The organism is Empedobacter sp. UBA7248 (assembly GCF_002472945.1).
Lineage (GTDB): Bacteria > Bacteroidota > Bacteroidia > Flavobacteriales > Weeksellaceae > Empedobacter > Empedobacter falsenii_C.
On record NZ_DKSU01000002.1, the window covers coordinates 32,911 to 45,161 of the forward strand.

The 12,251-nt window shown below is 29.5% G+C and carries 12 protein-coding genes; 8 read left to right on the top strand and 4 right to left on the bottom strand.

The window, feature by feature from the left end; genetic code table 11:
• The first annotated feature begins 138 nt into the window (after positions 1-138).
• Positions 139-1,572, top strand: a complete 1,434-nt coding sequence (locus tag B4A23_RS00320; RefSeq protein WP_291115532.1) for a S41 family peptidase — start codon at positions 139-141, stop codon at positions 1,570-1,572.
• Between the two features lie 303 nt (positions 1,573-1,875).
• Here the strand turns inward: B4A23_RS00320 and B4A23_RS00325 are convergent, their stop codons facing one another.
• Genes B4A23_RS00325 through B4A23_RS00335 form a run of 3 tightly spaced genes read right to left on the bottom strand, consistent with a single transcriptional unit; the run spans position 1,876 to position 4,351 of the window.
• Complete coding sequence (locus tag B4A23_RS00325) at positions 1,876-2,703, bottom strand: hypothetical protein (protein ID WP_291115535.1); 828 nt, start codon at positions 2,701-2,703, stop codon at positions 1,876-1,878.
• A 5-nt stretch (positions 2,704-2,708) separates the two neighbouring features.
• Positions 2,709-3,527, bottom strand: a complete 819-nt coding sequence (locus tag B4A23_RS00330) for a hypothetical protein (protein ID WP_291115537.1) — start codon at positions 3,525-3,527, stop codon at positions 2,709-2,711.
• Between the two features lie 5 nt (positions 3,528-3,532).
• Entirely contained in the window at positions 3,533-4,351 is an 819-nt protein-coding gene (locus tag B4A23_RS00335; RefSeq protein ID WP_291115540.1) for a hypothetical protein, read from the bottom strand.
• A 496-nt stretch (positions 4,352-4,847) separates the two neighbouring features.
• Here B4A23_RS00335 and B4A23_RS00340 point away from each other — a divergent pair, with 496 nt between their 5' ends.
• Positions 4,848-5,030, top strand: a complete 183-nt coding sequence (locus B4A23_RS00340) for a hypothetical protein (RefSeq protein WP_291115543.1) — start codon at positions 4,848-4,850, stop codon at positions 5,028-5,030.
• Positions 5,031-5,080: 50 nt separating this feature from the next.
• Here B4A23_RS00340 and ytxJ read toward each other — a convergent pair whose 3' ends face one another.
• Positions 5,081-5,413 carry a bacillithiol system redox-active protein YtxJ gene (gene ytxJ / locus B4A23_RS00345; RefSeq protein WP_291115546.1) on the bottom strand — a complete coding sequence of 111 codons (333 nt, stop codon included), beginning with the start codon at positions 5,411-5,413 and terminating at the stop codon, positions 5,081-5,083.
• A gap of 673 nt (positions 5,414-6,086) precedes the next feature.
• On the opposite strand from ytxJ, the gene tssD reads away from it, so the two are divergent.
• From tssD to B4A23_RS00375, 6 genes are all read left to right on the top strand, one after another.
• Positions 6,087-6,494, top strand: a complete 408-nt coding sequence (gene tssD / locus B4A23_RS00350; RefSeq protein ID WP_180904904.1) for a type VI secretion system tube protein TssD — start codon at positions 6,087-6,089, stop codon at positions 6,492-6,494.
• Between the two features lie 842 nt (positions 6,495-7,336).
• On the top strand, positions 7,337-8,470 hold the full coding sequence (locus B4A23_RS16520; RefSeq protein ID WP_414647042.1) for a phage baseplate assembly protein V: 1,134 nt from the start codon (positions 7,337-7,339) through the stop codon (positions 8,468-8,470).
• 12 nt (positions 8,471-8,482) lie between these two features.
• Positions 8,483-9,433 carry a hypothetical protein gene (locus tag B4A23_RS00360; protein ID WP_291115549.1) on the top strand — a complete coding sequence of 317 codons (951 nt, stop codon included), beginning with the start codon at positions 8,483-8,485 and terminating at the stop codon, positions 9,431-9,433.
• Positions 9,417-9,968: a hypothetical protein gene (locus tag B4A23_RS00365; RefSeq protein WP_291115554.1), complete on the top strand. Its 552-nt coding sequence runs from the start codon at positions 9,417-9,419 to the stop codon at positions 9,966-9,968. The genes B4A23_RS00360 and B4A23_RS00365 overlap by 17 nt, the downstream gene beginning before the upstream one ends.
• A 27-nt stretch (positions 9,969-9,995) precedes the next feature.
• Entirely contained in the window at positions 9,996-11,174 is a 1,179-nt protein-coding gene (locus B4A23_RS00370) for a phospholipase effector Tle1 domain-containing protein (RefSeq protein ID WP_291115556.1), read from the top strand.
• A gap of 81 nt (positions 11,175-11,255) precedes the next feature.
• Positions 11,256-12,227 (top strand): DUF2931 family protein, encoded by a 972-nt coding sequence (locus B4A23_RS00375; RefSeq protein ID WP_291115558.1) that lies wholly within the window; start codon positions 11,256-11,258, stop codon positions 12,225-12,227.
• Positions 12,228-12,251 lie beyond the last annotated feature (24 nt).

The window sequence follows — 12,251 nt, forward strand, 5'->3', positions numbered from 1 at the left end:
TACTCTTTATAGTATTTTAATTTGTGTCAAGACTTCTCGGAAGAGTATATAAATTCATTTGAAAACATTTAGAATGTCCTGAGTAAAATTTTATTTTTTTTAATTTCGTTAAACTAAAGTACTTTAACACACAATTGAATGATTTTAAAAAAAATATTATTTTTAAGTTTTACAATTAATTTCTGTTTTGGACAACAGCAGTTATTATTGGATAAAAAGTTAGAGAAAAACCATATTGCTACAGAATTTACAGAGCTTTATAATTTGATATCTACAATTCATCCAGGCCTATTTATGTATTCTACTGAAAAAGAATTTTATAAAACCTATTTTGATTTGAAAAATTCAATAAAAGATGATCTTTCTATTGTAGACTATTACAAAATCACAGCCACACTAATGGCAAAAGTAAAAGATGGACACACAACAGTTGACAGAGGACAAATTACGACATTACTAAAAGATAAACCAGTTTTCCCATTCAGCATATATCAGATTCATAATCAATATTATTTTAATAAATCAATCAATGAAAATTCAAATTATAAAGGTTTAAAAATTCTTAAAATAAATGGAAAAGATATTCATTCCATCGTAAAAGAAATCAAAAAATACATTCATTTGGAAGGTAAAAATGAAACGGGATTGAATATGAAATTTATTAATTTTCCTTTTTATTATTTTATTTACAACCCTGCCGAAAAGTTTGAGATTGAATATAGAGATAAGAATAACAAAAAACAAAAAATAGTATTAAACGGAATCACTTTTGATCGCTTCACAAAAAGTACTACAGAAAATATTCAACCTTTAACCACTGAAATTAGAAAAGATAAAATAGCCGTTCTCAAATTTCATTCGTTTAGTAATGGATATAATGAAGCTGACAGAAAGATTGCGCAAGAACAATTAGATATTTTTTTTACAAAGCTTGATAGTTTAAAAACGAAAAACCTAATAGTCGATTTACGTGATAACAGCGGGGGAGCCGGAGAAATAGCCAACTATTTGTTTTCTTATCTCATAAATAGGCCTTATTATTATTTTGATTATGTAGGAACAAAATACAATAGTGTAAAAAACTGGAAGCATTATGCACAATATCCCCAGAATATTGAAGAAATAAATTTAGCTGAAACAAAGAAAATAAACGGACTTAACTGCTTTACATCAACTAATAGCGCAGATGATTTTTGGTGGTTTAAGAAGCAACAAAATAAACCAAATTATTACAAAGGGCAAATTCATGTATTGATTAATGGAGGTTGTTTTTCAACTACAGGTCATTTATTGGCTATGATGCGAGAATATAAAATAGGAACTCTTTATGGTGAATATTCGCAAGGTAGTAATTATAGTAATGCTGGAGGACAGGCATTTGTCTTACCTTATTCTAAAACTGTAGTCTGGATCCCAACTTTTCAATATAAAATGAAAACTCCAAATTTTAAAGCTGATCCAAAAGGAATACAACCTGATATCGAAATACAGCCACAAGCAGATGATCTAAAAAAAGGTTTTGATAGACAATTTGATTTTGTTATAAGAAAAATTGAGAACATAAGTCTCTAATAAAAAAGTTGTAAAATAACTATCTAAGTGATAATATTTCATTTCTGTCATTCTATTAGCAATTCAAATTTCAGAATAATTTATTCAAAGTCTAATCAGCTACAAAATAAATACATAATTTCATATTTTTAAAAGATATTATTGAATTTTAAAAGTTGTGTTTATAATAAAAAGATGGTTCATAACTTGTAAAAAACAAATGACACCTTTAAATGATAAAGAGTGTCATTTGTTTATTTATAAATTTACCTGCAATCAAATAATGTCTTACATAAAGTTATTTTTAAGATAAAGAATTCAATTTTATTTACCTAAATAGATAAATACATTTGTAGCTAAATACAATGGAGTAATATCAATCGGAGTATCACTTCCTCCTGTACTTACTGTATATGTATGTGCGTGATCAATAGCTGTTGAGGTTGTTTTTGAAACAGCCGCTATATCATCAACAATATCTCGTGTAAGTCCACCTTCAGTACTTTGAATTTGACCAGAACCACGATCCAAATAAGTATGCGTATGTGCACCTGTAGTTTGTGTAGTAACTGAATATGTAGGATTTGGTAAATTAGTTTTCGTTAGTGTAACTGAATTATTACCCGTTATACTACCAATAGTTTCTGATCCTGTTTTTCCTTTTAGAAATGTATTTTCTGTATTTGGTAAATTTCCCGTTATACCTATATTTGAAGCATTAGATTGAGCTGTTACAGTTAAAGTTGTTATTGCTCTTCCATTTAATAAATACCATCCATCGTGATCGGTGCTAGTACTTGCATATTTTATATCACCAATATTAGGAATATTTGCATCCATTTTATACCAAGAACTACCATCATTATAATATAATCCAGGATATACATTGGTTGCAACCAAAGCATTATTTACAGTTGCTGTGTTATAAACAATCATTCCTGCAATGTGACTAGGTAACGGAGCTGGATTAGTTGTAGAGGATAAACTTACTTTTGGTAATAACAATCCACTAGATTTTGAGAGTGATCTCAATTCCAAAATTGCATTACTATTAATTGAAGACGAAGGAGTTGTTTCATCACTAATTAAAACTTGTGCATATAGAACAACAGATGTTGCTAAAAGAGTAAATATTGTATTTAAAATTTTCATATTTTTTATTTTCCTAAGTAAATGAAATAAACTACGGTCATATTTTTGGGATAATTACTAATTGGGCTAGCTGTACCACCACTCGGAATCGTAATAGTATGAGAGTGACTACCAGATGAAGCTGTTGTTCTTGTTTCAGTTTGTACAGTTCTTAATCCTGTTACTTTAGGAGATGTAGTATTATTCCAATTCCAATCTGAATCTCCCATAGGGGCTATATCATGACTATGAGCTCCTGAAGCATTCGTATTTCCTGTCAATGAAAAATTAGGTAAATTTGCTTGTGTAAGTGTTAAAACATTTTTACCTCCAATTGCTGCAAATTGTTCTGTTGTAGATTTACCTTTTAATATTCTATCCGTTGCATTTGGTAAAACACTTGAAAAACCAATGTTAGTAGCATTTTGTCGAGCATTTGTAGATGATATTGTTGTAATAGATCTACCATCTAATACATACCAACCATTATGATCAGTAATATTCATACTTGGTTTTATATCTCCAATTCTGGGAAAAGACTCGCTAGCTGTAATAATAATCCATTTTGTTCCGTCATTATAATATAATCCTGGTACAACATTATTAGGATGAGTACCTGATGTAGCAGTATTATATACCCACATTCCTTGTTGGTGAGCAGTTAATGGTGCAGCTAAATTAGTCCCTTGTAGAGCTATTTTATTAAACAACAATCCTTGATTTGCACTATTTAATTCTAATATTGCAGAAGTAGTTGGAGAAGTTGTTCCAATTCCTACTTGAGCTAATATTCTTATAGGTAAAAATAGACAAATAAAATAATAAGTTATTCTTGATATATTCATAATAATTAGTTTCCTAAGTAAATAAAAACGTTTGTGACTAAACTTCTAGGTTTTAAATCAACTGGTGCACTTGATCCTCCTAAAGGTAAATTAAATGTATGATTATGATCTCCACTAGAAAGCGTAGAGCGAGTTACTTCTGTAATTCCCAATAATGGATTATTATTTCCTGAACTTGCAGTCTGAGTTGTAATAGGATTGTCCAAATAGGTATGCGTATGGTCTCCTGTTGTATTTGTAGTTCCTGTGAAGTTTACATTAGGTAAATTTGCCTGTGTTAAAGTAAATGTATTTACCCCAGATAAAGTAGCTAAATTTTGAGAACCTGTTTTATTTTTTAGCAATTGGTCACTAGCATTAGGTAATGAAGTTGTAAAACTTAATGAAGAAGCAACAGCTTTTGCTGTAGTAGATAAAGTTGTAGTTGCTCTTCCGTCTAATAAATACCAACCATTGTGATCTGTACTTTGATAACTATTTTTAATGTCACCAAATTGTATCTCAGATTTAGATAAGCGTATCCATTTTGTTCCATCATTATAATATAATCCTGGAGTTACACCTAGTGGAACGCTTGTTGTAGCAGTATTATAAACTACCATGCCTCTTTCATGCGATGATAATGGTGAAAAAGAATCAGTAGAAGTTAAAGCAACTCTTACTAATAGAAGACCTTTATCATTATTCTGGCTTTCTAAATGTAATATTGCATCAGTATTAACTAGATTATTAGTTGTATTTGTTATTTTAACTTGAGCATGAGATACATTTGCTAAAGCTAAAATAATAAAAAATTTGATGTTTTTTTTACTAAAGTAATTCATTTATAGCTGATTAAATTTTTGCAATGATACTAATAAATCTTTTACTTAAAAAAAATAGAAGGTTAAAGTATAGTTTCGATATAAAATTTTCTAATAAATTTCATTTTTTCTTTAAAATATGTTACAAATTGTCTACTATAAAACATTTTAAATATTCACTTCAACTTTTTAACATTAAAATCCTTTTTCATTTAAAGTTTTTGTAACAACTTAATAACTAGGACTTAAATCATTTTCTTTCCATGATAGTTTTAATGCCAGTTTTTATAATAGTTATCGTTTAAGTTTTCGAGACAACGTTTTGCAAACGTCACTCTGACTTACAATAATGTGAAGCTGAAATGAATTCCTTTAGATTTGAAAAAGATTAAATTGTAGAAAAAAGAAATTTTGATTGGAATGAAAAACACAGGTCGATTTAACGCTATACTTTATAGTGTTTTAGTCCATTTTTTCTTACTATTTATGTAATCAATCTTTGCATTTGAAAAGAAGTATGGAATTAGTTAGAGGTAAGAATGATAGTGAACGCATCGCTCAATTTTTATCAAAAAATTATATGGATCTTCAGCTAAAGAAATCTAATTCAAAGGTCATTGAAAAAATTAAATTATTGAATGCTGAAAGAAAACATCAAGTTAAAATAAGAGCAGGATTATTAGCTCAAAACACAGGATGATCAAATAGTGCCATATATTGCACTATTTAAATAATCCCAATATTGATACATTACAAATTAACCAGTTGATCTAGTTGCTTTTGAATTTCTTCATTTTTTATTTTACGATGTGAAGCATTGTACACACACTTTCCGTCTTTTATTATTAAAATTTGTGGTGATTCGTGCTGAACATTGTAACGACGCTCAATCTCATTAGAGATTGGTCTATACATTAATAAATCTAAATAATTCAGTTCAAAATCGCTTTCCTTTATTATATTCCAAATAATATCGCATAACCCACAAGTTGTACTGTGTTTATAAATAATTTTTGGTTGATTAAAAGATGCTTGATCAATTTGGTCCAAATCATCTAAAGTTGTAATATCTATTTTTTTCATTTTTGTTTCAATTATTTCATCTATAAAATTACATTGAAAAGAAGAAAAAACCTATTCTATTCAATGATTGTATTTCCTTTGTATGTCAAGCCATAGTTAATACTAGATTTAAGAATATTATTTAATACTTATAAAATATTAAAATTTCAATAAATTCACTCCACCAAAAACACACCTAAATCTCTTAAACTATTTATGAATAAAACACTTAACCCTTTCTGTATATAAAAATAACAGACAATAAAAACCTAACAACGGCTAAATAAACTAGTAGTTTAAATACTTTTTGTGGTATTTCTTGGCTAAATATTTAATCTTAAAAACTGTTTTTAATAATTTCATTTAATTAAGATCTTCTTTCAGCTTATTTTATGAAATAATATCCTTCCTCCTTCTCTCACCAAAAAATTCTAAACTTCTTAAAAAAATATTTTTCACAAGAAGTTAAATGTTAATGATTTGGCTTGATTTAATTAAATACATTTAAAATATTATCAGAATAAATATTCATTTTAAAAATATTTTCCTGAATTAATGCGCTACTATGTTATGCATATGTCGTAAAACTACTACATATTCGATTGTAAACGGTTAAAAACGATTAATTAAAATATCTGTTTCTAATTTAGTCCTAGATAAAAATTAAAATAAATCAATCTTAAAATTTACAACTATGGCTAACAATTCAAGAGGAGTCTTAAAATTCAACGGTGGTGAGGACCAAAAAATCATCAAATTAGATTATCAAGTTTCAAGAACAACTGATGTTTCGGGGCGTGTAGCTTCTGATCCTTCTAACGCTTTAATCAAAGTAACAGTAGAGGCAACTGAAAGTTCTACGATTTTGGAAAGTTTATTAAACGGAAAATATAAACCAACTGTTGGTGATATTACGTTTAATAAAGCACACGAAGAAGGTGTTTTAATTAATTTGAAGTGGGAAAACGGTTACGTTATTCAACACGAATTAAATTTTGACGCATTAAACGACAACAATATGTTAATTTCATTTGTAGTGAGTGCAGAGAAAATTGATTACGGAACAGCTTCTTACGACGGTGTTTGGCCTTCTGCTCGATAATTTATTTCAATCGAAAATCGTATAAGTTTACTAACCAACTAACTTATGAAATCTTGAAAACTCTTGGTGCGATGCGAAGGCTGCATCAGGAGTTTTTTGTTTGTAAATGAAAAAAGAGTATATTTAAAGTATTAAAAATCAAAACCTCTCACCTATGCAACTACCTTTCAAACCCTACAATGGTGCTAAGGCTATTGACGATAGCCAAGTCGCTGGAATTAATCGTTTAGCCAAATTATTAATCGTAATTGATGGTAAAATTGTTCCGCATTACAAGCATTTTTCTTTAACGCAACATAGCCAAACTCATCATCAATTCGAGTTAGTTTTGGATCATGATACATTTGGTAATTATGAAAATCACAAACTCGAAACTTCAAATAAATTCCTCGGAAACCGCTTAACAGTCGTTATTCGATACAAAGATATTGATGATAGTCCTGAAAGAACTTTTGTCGGAGTCATTACAAAAGTGGGGTATTTACAAGAACATTCTAGCCTTGGAAATATCGTATTATCGGGGTTTAGTCCAACTATTTTGTTGGATGGCGCACCACATACACAGAGTTTTGGAGGTGATAGACCAGTCAACATGAGTATTATTGCGAATAAATTGATTAAAGAAGGACTTGGTGATTCTAAATTTGATATTCGGGTTGATGCAAAAGATGCTTCGGATATCGTGTATAGCACACAGTACAACGAAACGCATTATAATTATTTGGCTCGAATGGCTTCTGCTTATGGCGAACAATTTTTTTATGATGGTGAAGTTTTGCATTTTGGACAATTGCCACCGCAAAATAAACCGCTTAATTTGGTNNCTTAAACACAGAAGTGATTTGGCTCAAACAGCTTATAAAAACAACGAGAATATTTTTAAAACTAAAGCTTTACAAGTTGCACCAATCAAAGCAAATACAGACAAAGATGTGGTAAATGCGCAAGAAAGTGAGGCTGGACAAAAAGGTGTTGAAGTCTTTACGGTAAGCGGTTCTACAACGATTCCATTTTTATATCCTGGTTGTGTGGCTGATTTAGAAATGCGCAAACAAAACAGCAACAAAACATCTTATTTCACTCGAATTATGATTACGGATGTGGAGCATGATATTGATACTTTAGGACATTATACGGGACGTTTCAAGGCGATTGCTTCGGATACTGGATTTTTACCAAAACCTGAGTTTACAATACCAAAAGCAGAACCACAGATTGCAACTGTCATTTCAAATGCTGATCCAAAAGGACAAGGTCGTGTGACCGTAAAATTTGATTGGCAATTGCATGATACAACCAACTTTATTCGCATGATGTCGCCTGATGCTGGAGGTACAGATCAAGTGACGCAAAATCGTGGTTATGTTGCGATTCCTGAAGTTGGTGACCAAGTGATGGTTGGCTTTGTACACAATCATCCTGACAGACCTTTTGTCATGGGCGGTATGTTCCACGGAAAAGTAGGATTGGGTGGTGGAGCGAATAACCATATGCGTTCTATTCAAACGAAAAGTGGTATCAAAGTTTTGATGAATGACAACGAAAAAAGTGTCACAATTTTAGATCCAAGTGGAAATACTTGGTTTATGGATGGGGCTGGAAATATCACTGTGACCGCGCCTAATGATATCAATTTTAATGCAGGAGCTAATCTCAATATTTCTGTAGGACAGAATATGACTACTTCTGTAGGAGCAAATTCTAATTTATCTGTTATTGGAAATTCAATAGAATCTATAAATCAGAATAAAACAACAACAGTAGGTTTGTTAAATAACCTATCTGTTGGAACAAATTATATGGTAAATGTGATAGGAAATTTCATAGAATATATCAAAGGAAATTTACAAAGCCACGCTGTAGAAGGAAGAGAATCTTCCTCTAAAGAAATGAAAGTAAATAGTGAGACACATGTAAAAGTGAATGCTTCTACAACAATTAAAAGAAATAGTGGAGAAATAACAAATGACTTTTAAAAATTTGATATTATGAAGATTACTATAGTAGAAGGAATTACTAAAATTACAAGTGATAAAGATATTGTTTTTAATGTTTATGGTGGTAGTGCAGAATTTAATGCAGGACTAAAAAATCAATGGTTAGCTCCAAATACTTATGTGGGAGAATATGAGGAAATAGAATTGCCTAAGGAGGAGGATTTATTGCCTCCTAGTAAATGTTATTGTAACAGAGATTTTACTGTTGATGAATTCAAAAATATTATAATTGAACTTAGGAAAAAAGAAATTGTTTATGATAATGGTAAAACTGTTAAAAATATTGTTCGCGATAATAAAGGTTTACCAATTTTAAAAGATGGGAAAAAACAATTTAAAGAACGATCTCAGTATGAAGAATTGGGTGAAAAATTGTTTTATTTAGATAACCCTGAAAAAATAAAAGAACCTTCTTTTCATGCTTTTACAACTGCATTAAATAATACATTCAAAAAATATGAAATTAATACTTGTATTAGAAAAATTCATTTTTTAGCACAATGTTATCATGAAACTCAACGATTTGGATTAAGTTATGAAAAAGATAATTCTTACATGAAAAATTATGAAGGAGGTCCGCAATTTAGAGGAAGAGGATTACTTCAATTAACGCACGATTATTCGTATACAGACTATTATAACTATTTAAGTAACACAAAATTTAAAGTAACGGATACTGATTTCTATAAAAATAAACTAATTCCTTTTACTAAAAGAATATCTACAGAAATTGCATACGCTTGTGATAGTTCTGGGTGGAATTGGTTACTAGGAGGAGTACCTTCAGTAGGGAAAAATATTAATTTGTTAGCTGATGGAGATGATGTATTAAAAGTTTCTAGAGCTATAAATGGTAATGTTAAAAATCCATTTGGATTGGAAGAAAGAAAATTATTTACAAAACTTATGAAAGAAATTATGAATTATGAAAAGAATCATTAGAATTTGCTTTTTATTCTTAAGTGTCTTTATTTTTTCTTCTTGCAAAGCTCAACAAGATTTTTTTGTATTTGGAAATGAAAAAAGTACTCATCAATCTTCAAAAATAGCCGATATCGTTTTAGAAACAAATAATTTATATTTAATAAAATTTAAAAAAAGTGGAGAATTTAGATTAGATAATATAGAAAATAATGTTGATCAATTTGAAATAATTTTAGATAATTCAATTATTATGTTTAAATACCCATATAAATTGATTGTCAGAAACTATCAAGGAAGGAATGCTTTTAAAATTAATTTAGAAAAAAAAAGTAAGAATGAATATCAATTAATTCTTTTACAATACACGAAACATACAACAATAGATAAATTCTATTTAAAAAGAGTAAACAATAAATTCGTGATTTATAAAATTGAAAATATTCAACCAGGTGAAAAATATTATATCTGTGAATATCCAAAATTAATTTATCAGGATAAAAAAACTATAAATTTATCTCAAGAATCTATTAATTTAAATTGTGTATCTAAATAGAATAAAAGATTTTTTTACTTCTTAGCTATGGTAGGAGCAAAAGCCGTCCATAATAAATTTGAAGATAAAAAAATAAATGTCTTAAAAGTAAATGTCTATGGTTTTAGTCGTGGGGCAACAGCTGCACGCCATTTTATTCATGTCGCGACAACTTCTCCTAAAAAGCCTAATAATGCTAAAATTAGATGGGTAATTTCTCCTTCTAAATTTTATGAATTATCGGAAAAAGAAAAAGAAGAAAGTGAAAAGTCAGACCAAGGAATGACATTAGAAAATCTTACAGACGAACAAATAACTTTTATCGAGAAATATGGTTATTTAGGGGCTTGTCTTGTAAAGGAAAAAATAAAAATAAATGAAATCTTTTTTAATTTCGTTGGGGTATATGATACCGTTGCTTCTTTTGGGGCAAATCATAGAGGAACTTCTATTTTTGGGATTGATATTATAGATGATGATGCCAAACAATTAAATTTAGATGCTGTAAAGAAAGCTCATTTTTGTTTGCATATCACATCTGATGATGAATATAGAGACAATTTTAGTTTAACCAATATTAATAGTACAGGTCTTAATGGATTAGAATTTACTTTGCCAGGAGTACATTCTGATATTGGAGGATCTTACGTAGAAGGAGAGGAAGAAACAAGAGTACTTTATAAAGGTTACAAAAAAGAGTGTGAAGAGTATAAAAAAATTTTAGAAGAGGAAGGATGGTATACGAAAGCTCAATTAGAAATAAATTTATTAGAAAAGATGATTTTAAAAAAATTGGATACCTACGAATTAAGAGGAACCCGAAAGCTTTCTAACCAATACGATAGAATTTCTTTAAATACAATGTTTCATTATTCTAAACAATTTGGTGTAGAGTATGTTAAAAATACGATTGAAAAAAAAGAAGTAATAAAAAGTGAAGAGGTCGAAACTGTTTATAATTATCTAAAATTTTATATGAACAAATGTACCAATATTAGAAATAATTATGTGGATGAATATAATGCAGGTAATAAAACTGTTTCTCCCGAAAGTTATATCGCTGAGATTAAGAAAATCTCTTATTTAGATTTTGTTCCAGTTAATGTCTTAAAGAATCTTAGAAACAATTATTTGCATTGGTCGGTTTCTGACAAAACAGGAATGGGACCAAATGTAGAAGGAATTGTAACAGTCGACAAAAGAAAACGCTATATAATACAAGGATAATGAATATTAAAAAAATAACCATATTTCTTATCATATCAATCTTCCAATTGGTAAGTTGTCAAGAAAAAAAAAAGAACCTATATGCCTGTTTATAACATAGAGATTTCACATCCAGATAATAAATATACAATCGATCCTGTAGTAGATAAAATTATTACGTTAGAAGACACCAATGCCAGTTTACCCTATGGTAATAGTTCTGGAAGTTGGGGAATGTCTGGTAAAATGTTTACAGAACGTGCAGGAACAACAATAGGTGCAGATATTGTTTATTTTTCTAATTATGAGGATACCTTCTATCATTTAAAAGCTAATTTCCCTATCGAAAGAGTGAAAGAATTGGCACGTAGAGCTTATGCCAATTCTGATGATGAATCTTGTTACAAAGGAAAAGAATATGTAGATGTATTGGAAGAAGAAGCAAAATGTAATAATTATCGAAAGATGTCTGATTTAGTTTTTGGTTTTGCTCCAAAAGGAGTAGTCGTTGTTTGGTTACGTTTTGGCATACAACAGATAGAAATAGGACAATATCAAGCAGAAGTCATTAAAGATGATAAAGAATACGAAGAAAAACTTTTCAAAACATGGAGCATGAACAGACAAGAAGTAAAAGCTGCTCAGTTTATAGCAGATGCTTCACCTGATCTTTGGCTTTCTTATCGCCAAAAGTATACTTGGGAGCCCATCGCAACTTCAACTCGCAAAGATTTTCGTTTCTTAGGTTTTACTACAAATAAGTATTATAATGGCGAACGAGAAAAGGTGTTATTTTCTTGGCAAAAAGGAAGCAATATGTGCGAACGGGCTGTTCCAAGAGAATTGACATTTTATTTTACAACTGGTAAAGACGAGCAATATGAAGGACGCGTATTTTTTGATTTTGATCAAATGAGTGAGGCTTTTAAAAAAGCAGGTTCAAATGCCAAAATGGAATTTAAAATTGCTTCCGATAATTCTGATTACGAAATATTCTTAAATGGAGAACCTTTAGAAGTAAAAAGTAAGAGATTGTTTAAGAATGATATGATTTTTAAAGACTCTTATAAATAATTTGTTATGTACCGCTGTGTTTAT